This window comes from Mesorhizobium sp. P3_B5 (assembly GCF_056402815.1).
Window position 1 is genome coordinate 252,767 of record NZ_JBFUGR010000001.1, and the last position, 16,137, is coordinate 268,903.

Sequence of the window (16,137 nt, forward strand, 5' to 3'; positions counted from 1 at the left end):
AGCAAGAACAATAAGATTTTCAGTCCGGCCGGGAATAAATCGGCAGCCGGCATCGTTATCTCATTGCTTGGGTGACCGGGGCGGCAGACCGCTTCGCGCTGGCCGCTTGCGCCGCGCTTCGAACGCGCGTTGAATTGGGATCAACAAAGGCGACCTCAGAACCAGCGGTCATGGACGAAAAGAAGGCAGCAATCCTTGGCGAAATACCGCGACTGCGCCGCTACGCACGCTCGCTTTTGCGCGACCGCGATTCTGCCGACGATCTCGTTCAGGACTGTCTCGAGCGGGCGCTTATGCGGCTCGACAACTGGCAGACAGGAGAAAGCCCCAGGAGGTGGCTGTTTACGATCATGCATCATTTGTTCATCGACCAGATGCGCAAGGTGAACCGACGCGGCGAGGCCGCGATGCTGCCGCTCGAAGCGGGCGAGGCGCAGGCCGCCCCCGCCGAGCAGGTCGAGAGCATCGCCTCGCGCGAAATCATCGACGCCTTGCAGGCGATCAGCCCCGATCGTCGTGCCGCACTTGTCATGGTCGCCATCGAGGGCTTTTCCTATGCCGAAGCCGCCAACATTCTTGGCGTGCCCGCCGGCACGCTGATGTCGCGCATTGCGCGCGGGCGTGAGGAATTGCGCGGGCTGCTGGACGACACGGCGCGCCGCCGCTCGATAAGGATCGTCGAGAAATGACCCGCCGCGATTTTTCCGAACGCGACATCCACATGGCTCTCGACGGCGAACTGCCGGGCGACGAACGCATGGCTTACGACGCCTGGCTCGATGCCAATCCCGAAATGAAGGCGAGAAGCGCCCGCTTCACCGCGGACCGCGCCGCATTGCGCGCCGCCTTCGCCGGTGTGCTCGACGAGCCTGTGCCGGCGCGGCTCAGGCAAATCGTGCTCGGCGATGCGCCGGCAAGAGTGGCCGTGCCGCGCTCGCGCTGGTGGCTTGCCGCCGCCGCCGCCGCGGTTCTGGTCCTTGGCGGTGCTGGCGGCTATTTCGCCGGCATCGACGGAATTGGCCTTGGAGATTCGGCCGACGACCAGCTTGCCGAACAGGCAATCGCCGCCCATGTCATCTATGCCGCCGAACAGCGCCACGCGGTGGAAGTGCCGGCCAGCGACAAGGATCATCTGCAGACCTGGCTGTCCAATCGGGTCGGCCTGAAACTGGTGGCGCCGGATCTGGTGGCCGAAGGCTTCCAACTCGTCGGCGGCCGGCTGTTGCCTGCCGGCCAGGGCAAGGCGGCCATGCTGCTATACGAGGACGCCAAGGGCGAGCGCATATCGCTGTTCGTCACCGCCGAATCGGCCGAGAAGACCAAGGGCACCTACATGGTGGACGCCGATGGACCCGAGGCTGTCTACTGGCTGGACAAGGGTTATGCCTGCGCCGTCGTCGGCTCGTTGCCGCGCGAGCGGCTGGCCGCCGTGGCTAAGAGCGCCTACGGCCAGCTTCTGGCCGGCTTGGCCAGTTGAGCGGAGCCATTTTCCGAAGTCGGCGCCAGTATCGAAAGACGGATACTGTTCAGAGTATTTGCGCCGCCTGATCTATAGCGAAACTGTCACAATTCGGCCCTAATCGAGGTGCGATAGCGCTTGATGGACGCTGATGCTTCGGCAGGCGTTTTCGACGTTTCGACCGGGGCCGTTTCCACAACCCAATCAAGGTTTTCTGAGCCCGCATGCCTGCCGAGATTCGCACGGCCCGCGCCTCCGACGTCGATGACCTCGCCGCCATCGAGAAGGCCGTTTTCGATAGCGACCGCATTTCCCGCCGCTCCTTTCGCCTGTTGATCGAGCGCGAGACCGCCGAAATGCTGGTCGCCGAAGACGACGGCCGTGTCGCCGGCTATGCGGTTGTGCTGTTTCGCAAGGGCAGCGGCGTCGCCCGGCTCTATTCCATCGCCACCAGCCCCTTTTTCAGTGGCCGCGGCATTGGCCGCATGCTGCTGGAGAAGGCCGAGGAGGCCGCCTTCGAGCACGACCGCATGATGCTTCGCCTCGAGGTGCGCGAGGACAACGCTCGGGCCATCCGCATCTACGAGCAGAGCGGCTATCGCAAGATCGGCCGTGAACCTGAATATTACGAGGACGGCGCCACGGCGCTGCGCTACGAAAAAACCTTGCGCGGCGACATCCCGGTCGCCACCCAGGTGCCGTTCTACCAGCAGACCTGCGAATTCACCTGCGGCCCTTGCTGCCTGATGATGGCGATGGCCAATTTCGATGCCGGCTTCGTGCCTGATCCGATCATGGAAATTCGCCTATGGCGCGAGTCGACCACCGTTTTCATGATGTCTGGACCAGGCGGCTGTGAGCCGTTCGGCCTCGCCGTCTCCGGCTATGAAAGCGGGCTTTCGGCGGAAATCTACGTCTCATTCTACGGCGCGCTGTTCCTGCAGTCGGTGCGCAACAATGACAAGCGCCGGGTGATGGAACTGGCGCAGGTCGACTTTCGCCGCCGGGCGGAACAATACGGCATCCCGGTGAATTACCGTCCGTTCGCCATTGACGATATCCGCAGCGCGATCGCGGAGGGAAAACTGGTGCTGGTGCTGATCAGCGGCTTCCTGATGTTCGGCAAGAAGGTTCCGCACTGGGTGCTGGCCATCGGCGACGATGGCGACCATATCCTGATCCACGATCCCTGGGTCGAGGACGAGAGACAGGAGACCATCCTTGATGCCGCCAACATTCCCGTGCCTTACGGCATCTTCATGAACATGGCGCAGTTCGGCCGCGACGGACTGCGCGCCGCCATCACTCTTGGGAAACGCTGATAACAATGACCTGGGTCATCCTAACCGGCCGGCAGAGCGATCTCGACCAGGTGGCGACGCCGCACAAGATCATCACCAATCGCGACTATCTCGCGCATCCGTCGCTGTTTCGCGGCCAGCGGCCGAAGGTCATCAACCTGTCGAACAATTACGGCTACCAGAGCCGCGGCTACTATGCCTCGCTGCTCGCCGGTTCGCGCGGTCACAAGGTCATCCCTACGGTCGAAACGATGATCGACCTGTCGGAGCGCAAGCTCTATGAGCACGCACTGCCGGAACTGGAACTGGCGCTCAACAAATGCCGCAAGGATCTCGGCGGCGCCTTTCCGCAAAAGGTCTGCATCTTCTTCGGCATCGGCCCGTCCAAGATTTGGGACCGCTTCGCCAAGCTGCTGTTCGACTGGTTCCGCGCGCCGGCGCTGGAGGTTCACATCAAGGACAGCGCCGAATGGGCATCGATCCGCAAGATCGGTTTTCATCCGCTGGCTAGGATGACCGAAGAGGAAGAAAAGCACTTCATCCAGTGTCTGGAGACCTACACCAACCGCGAGTGGCGCGACACCAAGGGCCGCACGCCGGCGCGCTACACCTTCGCCACGCTGGTCGATCCGCATGAGGAACTGCCGCCGTCGGAGATTTCGTCGCTGCGCTACTGGGCCAAGATCGCCGAAAAGATGGGCGTCGAAATCGAGCCGATCACCCGGAAGGATCTGGCCAAGCTTGCCAATTATGACGCGCTGTTCATCCGCGAGACCACTTCGATCTCCAACCATACTTACCGCTTTGCCCGCCGCGCCCAGCAGGAAGGCATGCCGGTCATCGACGACCCGTTGTCGATGATCCGCTGCACCAACAAGGTCTATCTCAACGAGCTGATGACCTACAACAAGGTGCCGGTGCCGCCGACGGTGATGATCGCCGGCGTCTCCGACCTCGAAGTGGCGGCGCAGACGCTGGGTTTCCCGCTAGTGCTGAAGATCCCGGACTCCTCGTTTTCGCGTGGCGTCAAGAAATGCGAGACCTTCGAGGAACTGAAGCAGCTGGCGACCGAATGGCTGGAGGATTCCGATCTCCTGATCGCGCAGAAATTCATTCCGACCGAATATGACTGGCGCGTCGGCGTGCTTGGTGGCCAGCCGCTGTTTGCCGTGCACTATCTGATGGCCAAGAAGCACTGGCAGATCGTCAACCACAAGGCCAACGGCAAGCCCGACCAGGGCGGCATCAAAACCTTCACGCTGAAGGAAGCGCCGGCCCATGTCGTTGAGACGGCGGTCAAGGCGGCGCGCTGCATCGGCGATGGCCTCTATGGCGTCGACCTCAAGGAGACCAAGGACGGTGTCTTCGTCATCGAGGTCAACGACAATCCCAACCTCGACCATGGCTGGGAGGACTCCGGTGAGAAGGACGAAGTCTGGGTGCGGCTGACGCAGTGGTTCCTGGAGCGGCTCGACCGTCCCGGGCGTTAATTCAACCGGGGAAAAAGATGCTTTTCATCGTGATCGAGGACTTTACCGGCTGCGATCGCAGGGAGATCTACCGTCGCTTTCGCGACCGCGGTCGCCTGAAGCCGGACGAGCTTGTCGTGCACCACAGCTGGATCGCGGCGGATATGAGTCGCTGCTTCCTGCTGGTGGAGGCCGATGACGTCACACTGCTGCAGCGCTGGGTCATCGAATGGGCGGATCTGGTGGAGTTCGAGATCGTTCCCGTGGCGACGAGCAAGGACATGGTGGTGGCATTGAGCGGGCACCTCTGAACGGCCGCAAGCCATCACCGGAGCGCCAGCGACCCCACCGATTTTAGGCATTCGTTGATCAGCCATGTGCGGAAAGCCGCCACCACATCGCGCCTTGCGCTGCGTTCCGGGATCGTCAGGCAATAGGACTGGCGCAGCTCGATCGAGCGGGCGACCGGCCTGATCAGCCCGCCATCCTCCACCGCCTCGGCGCAAAAGACGCCTTGCGCCAGCGCCACACCCAGCCCCGAAATGGCAAGGTCGAGCGCTGCCCGCGACGAGTTGGCCGAGAGGCCGCGCTGTGTGGCCCGGCCGGGCGCAACCCCGCCCGCCTCGAACCAGTTGCGCCAGGATGGAAAGGACGCGCCGGTCGGCCCCCAATCCGTATGGATCAGCTGCAGGCCGGCGAGGCTGTCCGGCATGATCTCACCGACAAGGCCTGGCGCGCAGACCGGATAGACGGCGTCCCTGACGATGTCCTGCGTCGGCTGGTCGCGATAATGCGGGCCGTAGGAGAGCCTGATGTCGATCAACTCGCGGTCGAACGACACCGGGTCGTCGTCGCCTCTTAGGGATATGTCGACAGCGCCATGGCTTGCGACAAAGCCGGCGAGACGCCGGGAAAGCCAGCCCATCGCCATCGATGGCGGCACCGACACCACCAGCCTGGGGCGGAACGCATCGCCGCCCAGCTCACGCGAGACGCTGCCGATCTCCTGGAAGGCCATGCTCAACCTGGGCAGCATCTCGACGCCGGCTTCTGTGAGGACGACGCGCCGGTTGACCCGATGGAAAAGCTTGCGGCCCATCTGCTCCTCGACGGTGCGAATGAGTTGGCTGACGGCGGCCGCCGAGATCGAGAGTTCTTCCGCCGCCGCTGCAAAGCTGCCCGAGCGGGCAGCCGCCTCGAAAGCCTGAAGTCCTTTCAGCGATGGAAGCATGGCCATTGTCGATCCGATAGATAAGCTCAGCTTACCTATTTTGCAGAAATCCTCGTTTTTCGAAAGGTTTCTTGTTGGAGTAACTTGGGTCCATGAACACATCAGTTCAAAATGAACCCAGGGACCACCGCGACGTGATCGCGTCGCTGACGCAGCAGCAGCGCGACCAGCTGACCGCCAAGTCGGATCGCCTTGGACTGGTCCAACTCGCCGCCCATTGGAGTGCGATCATCGTCCTCGGCGTGCTGATCGCCGCCAAAGTGCCGTTCTGGCCGCTGCTGATGCTGCCGCAAGGCATATTGATCGTCTTCCTGTTCACGCTGCTGCACGAGACGGTGCATCGCACCGCCTTCGAGACGCAGCGGCTGAACGACGTCGTGGCGCGCGTCTCCAGCCTCGCAATCGCGCTGCCGGCCGACTGGTTCCGCTATTTCCATTTCGCTCATCACCGCTTCACCCAGGACCCGGAAAACGATCCCGAGCTGGCCCTTCCGAAGCCTGAAACATGGCGGCAGTATTTGATCCACGTCTCCGGGATTCCGCTGTGGTGGGGATATCTCCAGACGCTCTACGTCAACGCCACCGGCCGATGCAGCGGCAGCTACGTGCCGCCAAAGGGCCACCCCAAGGTGCGCGCCGAGGCGCGCGCCATGATCGCCTTCTACGCCGTCGTGCTCGTGCTGGCGCTCTGGTTCAAGGCGACGCTATTGCTCTACATCTGGATATTGCCGGCGCTGCTCGGACAACCGTTCCTGCGGCTCTATCTACTGGCTGAGCACGGTCGCTGTCCGCTGGTCGCAAACATGCTGGAGAACACCCGGACCACGCTCACCAATTGGTTGGTCCGCAAACTCGCCTGGAACATGCCCTTCCACGCCGAGCACCATGCCTATCCGGGCGTGCCGTTCCATCAATTGCCGCAGTTTCACGCCCTGATAGAGCGCCATCTCAAAGTGGTTGAGCCCGGCTATGTCAGCTTCCATGGAAAGTACATCGAAACGCTGCGCTGACTTCGGCAGTCAGACCGTCCTCGGCAGCGTCTGCTCGACGAGAGTGACGAAATAGCTGAGCACGATCGGAACGATCGCGTCATTGAAGACGTAGCGATCGCCGTGCAGCCCTTCGCCGGGTCCGACATCGCCAGCCCCGATCCACGCATAGCAGCCGCCGGCTTCGCGAATCATGTAGGCGAAATCCTCGCAGCCGAGGCTTGGGTTGAATTCGGTCTCGACCTGCTCGCGGCCGACGACGGAGGCAGCGGCCTGAACGGCCCGTTCTGTCGCCGCGGCGGTGTTGATCACCGGCGGGTAGCCTTTCCTGTAGGTGAGCTTGCTGGTGAGGTCATGTGCGGCGGCGATCCCTTGCGCGATCTCGCCGATGCGCTTTTCGCAATGGTCCGACAGCGCGGGTTCGAAGAAGCGGCAGGTTCCTTGCAGCCAGACCTTGCCTGGCACGATGTTGCCGACATTTCCGCCATGGATTTGCGTGATCGAGACGACCAGCGCGGTCTGCGGATCGACGGAGCGGCTGACGATGCGCTGGACAGCCTGGACGAAGGCTCCGGCCGCGAGGATCGGGTCATCGCCGAGTTGCGGCATGGCGGCATGCGCGCCGGTGCCCCCGAAGCTCAGTTCGAAATTGTCGACGGCCGCCATCATCGGACCGGCACGGGTGGCAATAGTCCCCAGCGGCACCCCTGGCCAGTTGTGGACGGCGTAGACGCCTTCCACCGGAAAACGCTCGAAAACCCCATCCTCGATCATCCGCATACTGCCGCCTTCATTCTCCTCGGCAGGCTGGAAGATGAAGCAGACGGTTCCGTCGAAGGCCCTGCTGTCGGCGAGCAGCTTGGCGGCGCCGAGCAGCATCGCGGTGTGGCCGTCATGGCCGCAGGCATGCATCACGCCCGGTTTCTTCGAAGCGTAGGGCAGTCCCGTCTTTTCCTGGACGGGCAAGGCATCGAGCTCGGCCCTCAACCCGATCGCTCGCGAGCCTGATCCGCTTCTGAGAACGCCGACAACGCCGGTGCCGCCAATCCCTTCACGAACTTCATCGAGCCCAAAGGCGCGCAGCCGGTCGGCAACGAAGCGTGCGGTCTCATGCTCGTTGAAGCCGAGTTCGGGATTGGCGTGGATGTGATGCCGCCAGGCAATCACCTCCGGTGTGAGGGCAGCGACGGGGTCATTGTGCAGCATTTGCACTCTCCTTCCTGGTCGCCATAAACTCGGCACGGTTTGGGTTGCGGGTGCCGCCAAGTAGCCCCTTGGATCGGCAGCGTCTTGAACAGGATTGACCGTGGTAAGAATTCCGGATCCCAAGGCAGAGACGACGCAGTTCTGGCGTCACCCACATTTTCGCGATCTCGGCATGCTCAAGGCGCGCTTCACCCGGCATCGCTATGACCTGCACACGCATCCGACCTACGTCATCGCGCTGATCACGCAAGGCAGCGAGCGCGTCCGCATCGGGAGCCAGACCGTGGTCGCGCCGTCCGGCACGGTGCTGATCGTCAATCCCGAGGTGTGGCATGACGGCGAGGCGGGTGCCGATGCAGGCTGGGCCTACCGGACCTTCTATCCCTCAGTCCCGCTGATGAGCACGGTCGCCGCGGAACTGGGGCAAGATCGTGCGCCGCTGTTTTCACAGGCGATCATCGATGATAGCGACCTCGTCCAGGCGGTCGCCATGGCGCATCAGGGCTCGACATCCGGTGACGCCACGAGTGCCGAAACATCCATGCTGATCGCCTTGCGTAAGCTCATTCTTCGCTTTGGCGATTGGGGCGGCCGGCAGCGCGAGGCGGTTGAAAGTTTCGGGTCGCGGACAAGGCTCTCGATCTACGAGCAGGTCATCGAGGACAACCTCAGCGCCGAACTCGACCTGCAACGGCTCGCTCAAGCTGCCGGCGTGACCCGGTTCCAGGTGATCAGGGATTTCAGGAAATTGGTGGGTCTCACCCCGGCGGCATTCATCCGCGATCGAAAATTGCGCCGCGCCAACCTGCTGATCCAGCAGGGCTCAAGTCTCGCCGATGCAGCTTTTGCCGCCGGCTTCTCGGACCAGAGCCATCTCTCCCGCATTTTCCGTGCGGCGCACGGAATGACGCCGGGGATGTTCAGGCGAGCTGGCTGACATGGCGCTCAACCGGATTCGCTGAGCACCACGCTGGTTTTCATCAGACGATTGATGTCCGCCACCTTCGACGGCACGCCGATCAGATAGCCCTGCGCCTCAACGCAGCCATATCTGCGCAGCGTGTCCAGTTGGGCATCGGTCTCGACGCCTTCGGCGGTAACGGTGATGCCAAGCTCCTGGCCAAGCCCGATGATGGTGCGCACGATCGCCGCAGTGTCGTGGTTGTCGATGTCGCGGATGAAGGAGCGGTCGATCTTGATCTTGTCGACGGGGAAACGCCTGAGATAGCCAAGCGAGGAATAGCCGGTCCCGAAATCGTCGAGGGCAATGCGGATGCCCAGATCGCGTAGCTGCCTGAGCGTCTTCAGCACCGTGTCGCTTTCGTCCATCAGCACCGTCTCAGTGATTTCCAGTTCGAGCCGGTTGGCCGGGACGCCGGAAAATGCCAGCGCCGAGATGACGCTGCGGGCAAAGCCGCCGCTCTTGATCTGCACCGCCGAGACATTGACCGCGATGCGCAGTCCGTTCGGCCAGGCCGCTGCCACCGTGCAGGCCTTTCGCAACGCCCAGTCTCCCAGCTGCACGATCAGCCCGGTCTCTTCGGCGACCGCCATGAAGTCGTCGGGCGCCACCAGGCCGCGGGCCGGCGAATGCCAGCGCATCAGGGCTTCGGCGCCGACGATGTCGCCAGAGGCGATGTTCATGATCGGTTGGAAATCCAGCGCGAATTCGCGCCGCGGCAATGCCGCTTCGAGGTCGGTTTCAAGCGCCCGCCGCGCCCGCACAATAGCGTCCATGCCCGGCTCGAAGAAACGGTAGACGTTGCGGCCTTCGCTCTTGCCCCGGTAGAGCGCCATGTCGGCGTTCTTCAGCAGCGTGTCGGCATCCATGCCGTCATTTGGGTAAAGCGCGATGCCGAGGCTGATGCCGATATGCATGTCACGGCTTTTGTCGCGAAACGGTTTGCCGATGACGTCGACGATGCGCTTTGCAAGTTTCTCGGCGTCGGCAGCACCCTTGGGATTGCACTGGATGATGGCGAACTCGTCGCCGCCGAAGCGCGCCACCACATCGGTTTCGTTGCGCAGGCAGCGCTGCAGCCGCTCGGCCACGCATTTCAACAGCCAGTCGCCGGCCGGGTGACCCCAGGTGTCGTTCACGGCCTTGAAGCGATCGAGGTCGAGCGAGAAGATCGCCAGCGGTGTGCCTTTGGCCTCGCTCAAGGCGCGGTCGAGCCGTTCGCGGAACATCGAACGATTGGGCAGGTTGGTCAGCGTGTCGTGATGCGCAAGATGGGTCATACGCTCTTCGACAAGCTGGCGCTCGGTGACGTCGTCGAACGTCGTTACCCAGCCCCCGCCGCTCATGAGCCGGCGCGTGACCAGAAGCGTCCTGCCATCCGTAAGATGGCGATATGCCGAATGCATTTTCGTCGCCTTCAGGCAGGCTTCGGTCTTGGTGACTTCGCTCTCGACGTCGATCTTGGTGTAGATGCCCAGTTCCAGCAGTTTTTCGAGCGCGTCGCGGTGCGTCGTTCCGAATGGGAAGTCGGCCGCGTTGACCTGATAGAGCTCCAGAAAACGCTCATTGCGCACGATCATCTCGCCATCGGCGTCATACATCAACAGGCCTTGCGACATGTTGGCGAGCGCCGCGTCGAAGCGGCGATGCTGCTCCTTCAGCTCCAGCTCGGCGCGCCGCTGCTCGGTGATGTCTTCATAAATCGACACCCAGCCGCCCCGCGCCAGCGGCCGGTGCGTGATGTTGATGACGCGTCCGTCCGACAGCTTCTCCTCGTAGGTCGAGGCTTTTGCCTGGTCGATATAGGGCTTGCGGATGGCATAGAGTTCCGCGGCACTGTGGAAGGCGACGCCGATGTCGACGCTGTGCTGGAGGATATCGAAGAACCGGATGCCGGGCTGTACGACATCGGCATCGAGGCGGAAGATGTCGAGGTAGTTGCCGTTGCAAATGATCATCCGCTCATCGGCATCGAACATGCACAGGCCATGCGACATGTTCTCGACTGCTGCCGAAAAACGCTCGTTCTGTTGGCGCAGTTCGTCCTCGATCCGTCGCGGCGTGGCCACACCTTCGGCCTCCTGTCCTGGGACAGGCGAACCAACCTCGGTATGAGCGACGGGCATGAGGCGAGCCTGCAGACCGTGAGTAAACACGGATACTTGTCGCCGCGCCGGTTAATTTACCGTTTTTTCAGGAACCGGAATGCACCGCAACGGCCGCCTGCCGGCTGGTTTCAAGCGCCGCGAACCGCTTGAGGAAGGCATTCTGCGCCCAGGTCACCGAGCGCGGCGTGAAATCGAAGCGCTCGGCGTTGAAGCCGCGCGGCCGGCCGAAGAACTCCGTAGCCTCGGCGGTCGAAAACCCGGCCAGCAGCGTCGCCTCGAAATAGGCGGCGATCTGGTCGGCGCGCTTGATCTCCTTGCGCAGCGTCGCACCGAGTTCCTGCGGCAGCGAAAAGCGCTGATGGATGGCGTGCTGCAGCCGCAGCTCGCAATCCTTGTAGCTGCCGCCCATCACCGATTTGAACGGCGAGATCATGTCGCCGATGACATATTCCGGTGCGTCGTGCAGCAGCGCCGCCAGCCTTGCGTCGGGCGAGGCTTCGGCCACCAGCTCCGAAAACAGCGCCTCGACCAGCAGCGAATGCTGGGCAACGGAAAAGGCATGCTCACCGCTGGTCTGGCCGTTCCAGCGGGCGACGCGGGCGAGACCATGGGCGATATCGGAAATCTCGATGTCGAGCGGCGAGGGGTCAAGCAGGTCGAGCCGCCGGCCAGACAGCATGCGCTGCCAGGCGCGGGGCGGGGCGCCTGCGCGATCGGCCGCCATCAGGCTTCCTCCGCACCGACGGCTTCCCTGGGAAAGCCGAACTTTGCCCAGGCCGGAATGGCAAGCGAGACGGTGACGTCACCGGCCATGACAGGCTGGCCGGCATCGAGCGCCGCCTTAACGCGGTCGATGCGGGCGATGGCAAGGCCGGTCGTGCCGGCAGTCGAACCGAGCGTGCCGACCGGCCGCCCGGCGACCGTCAGTTCCGTGCCCGGAGCGGGCAGGGGACTTTCGCCCTGCACGATCAGCACCCGCCGTCTGGCAGTGCCACGATGCTGCATGCGCGAGACAACCTCCTGACCGACATAGCAGCCCTTCTTGAAGCCGACGCCGCCGGTCTCGTCGAGCAGCACATCGTGCGGGAAGGCGTCATTGAGTTGATAGTCGCTGCCACTTTCGGCGATGCCATGGGCAATGCGCAGGGCTTGCCAGGCGGCGGGGTCACCATTCTCGCCGCCGCCGCCGCCGTAGAGGCGCGTGACGGCCGCGTCGACGAAGCGCGCATCGGCAACGTCAGTTGAATCAGATTGTGAGGCAGTTGAGTCATCGCCCCAGGCGACAGTGACAAGTCCTTGATCGGTCTTGGCAATCTCGACCTTGGCGCGCAATTTGTAGAGCGTCAGCCGGCGCACGAAATCATCGGCAACCTCCGCGCGGCATTCCAGGCGGAAAGCATTGTCACTGGTGCGCGAGATCAGGAAATCGAACAGGATCTTGCCTTGCGGCGAAAGCAGCGCACCCGGCTTTGCCTCACTGAGGCGAAGCGCGTCGAGGTCGGTGGTCAGAATGTTCTGCAAAAAATGCTCGGCATCCGGGCCTGACACGGCAATGAGGGCGCGGTCTCTCAGCAGGGCAAAGGGCATGGGTGAAAAGCAGCCTGATCTTGCAAAACGGTCGGCCTTTACGTAAGCCGCTGATACTCCCCCCGCAAGAGACCGGAGCCACATGGCCACGACCTACGACCTCATCCTGACAGGCGGCACGGTGGCCAACCATGACGGCGAGGGTTTTCGCGACATCGGCGTCAGCGGCGGCCGCGTCGCGGCAATAGGCGATCTCGGTCAGGCCTCGGCCGGCGAGACGATCGACTGCCGCGGCCTGCACATCCTGCCCGGCGTCGTCGACAGCCAGGTGCATTTCCGCGAGCCCGGGCTGGAGCACAAGGAAGATCTGGAGAGCGGTTCGCGCGCTGCGGTGCTGGGCGGCGTCACCGCCGTGTTCGAAATGCCCAACACCAACCCGCTGACCACCAGCGAGGCGGCGCTCGCCGACAAGCTGCGGCGCGCCTCCGGCCGCATGCATTGCGACTTTGCCTTCTGGGTCGGTGGCACTCGCGAGAATGCCAAAGACGTTGGCGAGCTCGAACGGCTGCCGGGTGCCGCCGGCATCAAAGTGTTCATGGGTTCGTCCACCGGCGACCTGCTGGTCGAGGACGACGAAGGGGTCGCCTCGATCCTGAGGAACACACGCCGCCGTGCCGCCTTTCACTCCGAGGATGAGTTCCGGCTGCGCGAGCGGCTTGGCGAGCGCATCGACGGCGATCCGTCATCGCACCCTATCTGGCGCGATGAGATCGCCGCCCTGCGCTGTACCGAGCGCCTCGTGCGCATTGCGCGACAGACCCGCGCCCGTATCCATGTGCTGCACATCTCGACCGCCGAAGAGATCTTGTTCCTCGAACAGCACAAGGATGTCGCCACCTGCGAGGCGACGCCGCACCATCTGACGCTGACCGCCGACGACTATGCGCGGCTGGGCACGCTGATCCAGATGAATCCGCCGGTGCGGGCCGCACGGCATCGCGACGGCGTCTGGCACGGCATTGGCCAAGGCATCGTCGATGTGCTGGGCTCCGACCACGCGCCGCATATGCTGACTGAGAAGGCAAAGCCCTATCCGGCCTCGCCGTCGGGGATGACCGGTGTGCAGACGCTGGTGCCGATCATGCTCGATCACGTCAATGCCGGCCGGCTGACCTTGCAGCGTTTCGTCGACCTCTCAAGCCATGGCCCGCAGCGCATCTTCGGCATGGCGAGAAAAGGCCGCATCGCCGCCGGCTACGATGCCGATTTCACCATTGTCGATCTGAAGCGCCGGCAGACCATCACCAACGCGCAGGCTGGCTCCAAGGCCGGCTGGACGCCCTATGATGGCAAGGAGGTTACCGGCTGGCCAATCGGCACCGTCGTGCGTGGCCGGCGCGTCATGTGGGAAGGCGAGATCGTCACACCGGGCCAGGGCAGGGCAGTGGAGTTTTCCGAGGCATTGCCGACCTAGGCTTTTGCCGTTCAATCCCCGGCGACGAAGAACGTCCATTGTCCGGCGGGCGTGATGCCGACGCGGTAGAAGATATAAGCGCCGAATTGCTTCATGTCGTCATAGTCGCCGGCGGTGACGATCTTGAACAGCTCGACCCGCTGTTTCGCGTCGAGCTTGTCCAGCGGCAGCGCGAAGAAATACGGCCAGACATAGAGTTCCTGCGGCGTGCCGACGTCGATATGGACATAGCCGGCATTGAGCACTTCTTCCATGATGGCGAGGATTTCCTGGCCTTCGGTGTCGCCGGAAAGGCCCTTCAGGAAGGCGATCGGGTCGCCGTCGATGTCGCCCAGCGACAACTGGGTCATGGTATCGCCCTTGCCGATCAGCGGCCTCAGCTTCTCGATGTCACCGCTGACGCAAGCCGCGACGATCAGATCGTGCATGCGCCTGACCGGCTCCGGCAGCTTGGAAAGGTCGTAGACGACTTCGGGCAAGGGCGCATCCGGATCGACACGCGGATTGGCCACGCCGCCATCGTCGGTCGGCGCTTCCGGCTCGCTCTGCTCGGGATCGTCGGAAGGCTTCGGTTGATCGGCCGCTGGTGGCGTCGTGCCGAGCGGATCGGGCATCGGCACGGCACTACCGGGCGGCGACATATCGTCGGCGGCGGGTGGCGCGACGGGCGAGGGAAGGTCGTCCCGCTTGATCTCACTCAAGGCATAGGCTGGGCTGCTGGTAAGACAGAGCGCCAATGGTGCAGCGGCGCAGCAAGCGGCGAGCCAGATGCTGAGGATCAAGCCACGCGGCTTGCCTGACATCGAAAAATTCACCGACTGCTTCTCCTTGGTTCTCAGGCCCTTACAGGTGCCTAGGGCCATACAAGTGCCCAGGCTCGTCCAGATGCCTTGGGCCGAGTGCCCAAGTGGCGCGCCGCCGTCGAAGAACCGGGTCTAGTGCTGCAATCGTCCTGGTTCGAAGGCGCCAGCGATTACCTTTTCACGCATGCGATCGAGCAGGGCAAGGGCCGAGGTTTCGCCATTGGCGCGCAACATCTCGCCGAATGCGGTTTCGAGTGCTGCCTCGGCGATAATTTCCGGCTCGATTCCCGCCGATAATCCTTCCGCCCAGGCCTCGCTGTGGCTTTCCACTGCGGTCAGGCGCTTTTCTTCCCTGACCAACGCGTCGATGTCGCTGACGCCATGTTCCATTGCGATGTCCACCCTTTGCAAGCGACGATCCGAAAGATGCGGATCAGGCTTGGGCTGTCCCTTTTATACGCAGGTCCAAGTAAGTGTTTGTAAATACGACATTTCTGGGGTCGATCTCCAAAAGGTGCGTCGTCTTTAGCAAACCTGCGTTCGATCCGATTCAAACTTAGCCGATTAGGCCGGCCTGCGGGGTGAAAACCTTCAGTTTGAGTTAATTCCATATCCGCGCGGTAACGTTTCGTTAATACCGTTGCAGAAGTGCAACACAAGTTTTGCACCAAGACGGCACTGGACACAAGACGGGGAGGGTTCAAAGGCGAATGGCGCCAGGGCGGGAAGCCGCCTTGAGCGCCTGTCAGTTGCCGTAGCGCGAGGCGATGTCGCGCGTCAGCGTCTCGCCTTCCTTCATATAGCGGCTGATGGCTTCTGTCGCCGACGCCGTGCACTGCGTGTAGGTGCCGCCGAAGGAGCGGTAGCCGCGGTTGAAGCTGGCGATGAAGCGGGCGCGCCGTTCCGGGTCCGGGTTCTCCGAATCGATCAGCTTTTCCATCTCGCCACGCCACTGGTCGCCCTTCTCGCCGCACAGATTGCGCAGGAAATGCAGCGATCCCAGAACCTCCGCCAGCCGCATCAGCCCGGGCTCGAACGGCGATTCGGCGGCCAAAGCCGGGCGTGCCGCGTCAGCCGTGCTGACGGCGAGGCATGCGGCAAGGAACAGCGAGGCGCGGGTCATAAGTCTTTCTGGCCAAACAATTTGTCGCCTGCAAGGCGATTCTCGGGGCTCAAGCCCTGACATTCCTGATGCCCACAAGCTCCTCGGCCACGGCAAACACCGAATCGGCAAGCGGCAGCGCCATCATCTCACTGAGCGTGTAGAACGCTGCCGTCTCGGCATCGTCGCTGGCCACCGCTTCGCCACCGGCATAGACGGCGCCGAACACGGTCAGCAGGTAGTCGACCGGATGGCCGTCGCTCCTGCCGTCGATGTGGATTTCGCGCAGCGGGCGATACGCGGTTGCACGCAGCCCGGTTTCCTCCAGCAATTCGCGCTGTACAGCCTGCTCCAGCGTCTCGCCGGCCTCGACCTTGCCGCCCGGAAAGGCATAAAGCCCTTGCGATGGCTGCCGCGCCCGCTTGACCAGCAGCACCGTGTCGCCGCGTACGACGGCGACCGAGACTGCCGGCAGTGTCTTTCGCATCTCGTCCATGGATCCCCGAA

17 protein-coding genes are annotated in these 16,137 nt (G+C 63.1%); 8 read left to right on the top strand and 9 right to left on the bottom strand.

Features of this window, described 5'->3' with window-relative positions:
- The first annotated feature begins 170 nt into the window (after positions 1-170).
- The 5 genes from AC1DVW_RS01200 (at position 171) to AC1DVW_RS01220 (ending at position 4,540) form a co-directional block, all read left to right on the top strand.
- Positions 171-689 carry a sigma-70 family RNA polymerase sigma factor gene (locus AC1DVW_RS01200; RefSeq protein ID WP_477243928.1) on the top strand — a complete coding sequence of 173 codons (519 nt, stop codon included), beginning with the start codon at positions 171-173 and terminating at the stop codon, positions 687-689.
- Positions 686-1,477 (top strand): anti-sigma factor family protein, encoded by a 792-nt coding sequence (locus AC1DVW_RS01205; RefSeq protein WP_477320758.1) that lies wholly within the window; start codon positions 686-688, stop codon positions 1,475-1,477. The genes AC1DVW_RS01200 and AC1DVW_RS01205 overlap by 4 nt, the downstream gene beginning before the upstream one ends.
- A gap of 206 nt (positions 1,478-1,683) precedes the next feature.
- The gene (locus AC1DVW_RS01210) at positions 1,684-2,781 is read left to right on the top strand and encodes a peptidase C39 family protein (RefSeq protein ID WP_477320759.1); all 1,098 of its coding nucleotides are present in this window, start codon (positions 1,684-1,686) and stop codon (positions 2,779-2,781) included.
- Between the two features lie 5 nt (positions 2,782-2,786).
- Positions 2,787-4,250: a RimK family protein gene (locus tag AC1DVW_RS01215; protein WP_477272148.1), complete on the top strand. Its 1,464-nt coding sequence runs from the start codon at positions 2,787-2,789 to the stop codon at positions 4,248-4,250.
- A gap of 17 nt (positions 4,251-4,267) precedes the next feature.
- Positions 4,268-4,540 (top strand): DUF3303 domain-containing protein, encoded by a 273-nt coding sequence (locus AC1DVW_RS01220; RefSeq protein WP_477272150.1) that lies wholly within the window; start codon positions 4,268-4,270, stop codon positions 4,538-4,540.
- 14 nt (positions 4,541-4,554) lie between these two features.
- Here AC1DVW_RS01220 and AC1DVW_RS01225 read toward each other — a convergent pair whose 3' ends face one another.
- Positions 4,555-5,466, bottom strand: coding sequence for a LysR substrate-binding domain-containing protein (locus AC1DVW_RS01225; protein WP_477320760.1), 912 nt, complete (start codon positions 5,464-5,466; stop codon positions 4,555-4,557).
- A gap of 86 nt (positions 5,467-5,552) precedes the next feature.
- Between AC1DVW_RS01225 and AC1DVW_RS01230 the strand changes: the two genes are divergently transcribed.
- Positions 5,553-6,470, top strand: a complete 918-nt coding sequence (locus AC1DVW_RS01230) for a fatty acid desaturase family protein (RefSeq protein WP_477320761.1) — start codon at positions 5,553-5,555, stop codon at positions 6,468-6,470.
- A gap of 9 nt (positions 6,471-6,479) precedes the next feature.
- Here the strand turns inward: AC1DVW_RS01230 and AC1DVW_RS01235 are convergent, their stop codons facing one another.
- Positions 6,480-7,655 (bottom strand): M20 aminoacylase family protein, encoded by a 1,176-nt coding sequence (locus AC1DVW_RS01235; RefSeq protein ID WP_477320762.1) that lies wholly within the window; start codon positions 7,653-7,655, stop codon positions 6,480-6,482.
- Between the two features lie 100 nt (positions 7,656-7,755).
- On the opposite strand from AC1DVW_RS01235, the gene AC1DVW_RS01240 reads away from it, so the two are divergent.
- Positions 7,756-8,592 carry an AraC family transcriptional regulator gene (locus tag AC1DVW_RS01240; protein ID WP_477320763.1) on the top strand — a complete coding sequence of 279 codons (837 nt, stop codon included), beginning with the start codon at positions 7,756-7,758 and terminating at the stop codon, positions 8,590-8,592.
- Between the two features lie 8 nt (positions 8,593-8,600).
- On the opposite strand, the gene AC1DVW_RS01245 is transcribed toward AC1DVW_RS01240, so the two are convergent.
- From AC1DVW_RS01245 to ygfZ, 3 genes are all read right to left on the bottom strand, one after another.
- Positions 8,601-10,742, bottom strand: coding sequence for a putative bifunctional diguanylate cyclase/phosphodiesterase (locus AC1DVW_RS01245; RefSeq protein ID WP_477320764.1), 2,142 nt, complete (start codon positions 10,740-10,742; stop codon positions 8,601-8,603).
- Positions 10,743-10,809: 67 nt separating this feature from the next.
- Positions 10,810-11,448: a YfbR-like 5'-deoxynucleotidase gene (locus AC1DVW_RS01250; protein ID WP_477320765.1), complete on the bottom strand. Its 639-nt coding sequence runs from the start codon at positions 11,446-11,448 to the stop codon at positions 10,810-10,812.
- Positions 11,448-12,311 carry a CAF17-like 4Fe-4S cluster assembly/insertion protein YgfZ gene (gene ygfZ / locus AC1DVW_RS01255; RefSeq protein WP_477320766.1) on the bottom strand — a complete coding sequence of 288 codons (864 nt, stop codon included), beginning with the start codon at positions 12,309-12,311 and terminating at the stop codon, positions 11,448-11,450. The genes AC1DVW_RS01250 and ygfZ overlap by 1 nt, the downstream gene beginning before the upstream one ends.
- A gap of 82 nt (positions 12,312-12,393) precedes the next feature.
- Here ygfZ and AC1DVW_RS01260 point away from each other — a divergent pair, with 82 nt between their 5' ends.
- Positions 12,394-13,725, top strand: coding sequence for a dihydroorotase (locus AC1DVW_RS01260; RefSeq protein ID WP_477320767.1), 1,332 nt, complete (start codon positions 12,394-12,396; stop codon positions 13,723-13,725).
- A gap of 11 nt (positions 13,726-13,736) precedes the next feature.
- On the opposite strand, the gene AC1DVW_RS01265 is transcribed toward AC1DVW_RS01260, so the two are convergent.
- From AC1DVW_RS01265 to AC1DVW_RS01280, 4 genes are all read right to left on the bottom strand, one after another.
- The gene (locus tag AC1DVW_RS01265) at positions 13,737-14,540 is read right to left on the bottom strand and encodes a hypothetical protein (RefSeq protein WP_477320768.1); all 804 of its coding nucleotides are present in this window, start codon (positions 14,538-14,540) and stop codon (positions 13,737-13,739) included.
- A 120-nt stretch (positions 14,541-14,660) separates the two neighbouring features.
- On the bottom strand, positions 14,661-14,918 hold the full coding sequence (locus AC1DVW_RS01270; RefSeq protein WP_258603005.1) for a hypothetical protein: 258 nt from the start codon (positions 14,916-14,918) through the stop codon (positions 14,661-14,663).
- A gap of 355 nt (positions 14,919-15,273) precedes the next feature.
- Positions 15,274-15,651, bottom strand: a complete 378-nt coding sequence (locus AC1DVW_RS01275; RefSeq protein WP_477243954.1) for a TIGR02301 family protein — start codon at positions 15,649-15,651, stop codon at positions 15,274-15,276.
- A gap of 49 nt (positions 15,652-15,700) precedes the next feature.
- Entirely contained in the window at positions 15,701-16,126 is a 426-nt protein-coding gene (locus AC1DVW_RS01280) for an NUDIX hydrolase (protein WP_477243956.1), read from the bottom strand.
- Positions 16,127-16,137 lie beyond the last annotated feature (11 nt).

Coding starts and splice junctions, on each gene's coding strand:
- AC1DVW_RS01200 (WP_477243928.1), top strand. CDS start 171: ATGGACGAAAAGAAGGCAGCAATCCTTGGCGAAATACCGCGACTGCGC.
- AC1DVW_RS01205 (WP_477320758.1), top strand. CDS start 686: ATGACCCGCCGCGATTTTTCCGAACGCGACATCCACATGGCTCTCGAC.
- AC1DVW_RS01210 (WP_477320759.1), top strand. CDS start 1,684: ATGCCTGCCGAGATTCGCACGGCCCGCGCCTCCGACGTCGATGACCTC.
- AC1DVW_RS01215 (WP_477272148.1), top strand. CDS start 2,787: ATGACCTGGGTCATCCTAACCGGCCGGCAGAGCGATCTCGACCAGGTG.
- AC1DVW_RS01220 (WP_477272150.1), top strand. CDS start 4,268: ATGCTTTTCATCGTGATCGAGGACTTTACCGGCTGCGATCGCAGGGAG.
- AC1DVW_RS01225 (WP_477320760.1), bottom strand. CDS start 5,466: ATGGCCATGCTTCCATCGCTGAAAGGACTTCAGGCTTTCGAGGCGGCT.
- AC1DVW_RS01230 (WP_477320761.1), top strand. CDS start 5,553: ATGAACACATCAGTTCAAAATGAACCCAGGGACCACCGCGACGTGATC.
- AC1DVW_RS01235 (WP_477320762.1), bottom strand. CDS start 7,655: ATGCTGCACAATGACCCCGTCGCTGCCCTCACACCGGAGGTGATTGCC.
- AC1DVW_RS01245 (WP_477320764.1), bottom strand. CDS start 10,742: ATGCCCGTCGCTCATACCGAGGTTGGTTCGCCTGTCCCAGGACAGGAG.
- AC1DVW_RS01250 (WP_477320765.1), bottom strand. CDS start 11,448: ATGGCGGCCGATCGCGCAGGCGCCCCGCCCCGCGCCTGGCAGCGCATG.
- ygfZ (WP_477320766.1), bottom strand. CDS start 12,311: ATGCCCTTTGCCCTGCTGAGAGACCGCGCCCTCATTGCCGTGTCAGGC.
- AC1DVW_RS01260 (WP_477320767.1), top strand. CDS start 12,394: ATGGCCACGACCTACGACCTCATCCTGACAGGCGGCACGGTGGCCAAC.
- AC1DVW_RS01270 (WP_258603005.1), bottom strand. CDS start 14,918: ATGGAACATGGCGTCAGCGACATCGACGCGTTGGTCAGGGAAGAAAAG.
- AC1DVW_RS01275 (WP_477243954.1), bottom strand. CDS start 15,651: ATGACCCGCGCCTCGCTGTTCCTTGCCGCATGCCTCGCCGTCAGCACG.
- AC1DVW_RS01280 (WP_477243956.1), bottom strand. CDS start 16,126: ATGGACGAGATGCGAAAGACACTGCCGGCAGTCTCGGTCGCCGTCGTA.